At 61.2% G+C, this 420-nt stretch carries 1 pseudogene; it reads right to left on the reverse strand.

Features of this window, described 5'->3' with window-relative positions:
- Positions 1-420, reverse strand: a pseudogene (locus A3754_RS28360) (energy transducer TonB); the annotation flags it as partial.

Below are 420 nucleotides of genomic sequence, written 5' to 3' on the forward strand. Positions count from 1 at the left end.
GACCGCTTCGAAGTGGGCCTTGGCGGACACCGACGTGAGACGCCGTACCCGTGGGCGCTTGGCGTAGGCTTGCTTCTGCTCGTCCAGCCGCGCCTGCAGGCTGGCGATCTGCTGGCTCAGGTCCTGCAGGTTTTCCTGCTTGGCCACTTTCAGGGGCTTGGGCTCGGTCTTTTCTTTCTGGTCGGCGTTAACCTTGTGCTCACTGTCCCGGGCGGTGGTGATCACCAGTTGCTGGCTGACTCGCTCCCGGCGCTCCAGGGTGGTCTTTTCCTTGAGCTGCACGTTTTCCAGTTTGTTGTCGGCAAAATCCGCCTGCTCCGTGGTGGTCAGCTCCTGTTTGTCAGCCTGATCACCAGAACCCTCCTGATTACTCTGGGCAATGAAGTCCGCTTCTTCCGGCTCGCTGTCGCTGCGGTGCTG

This window comes from Alcanivorax sp. HI0083 (genome assembly GCF_001635175.1).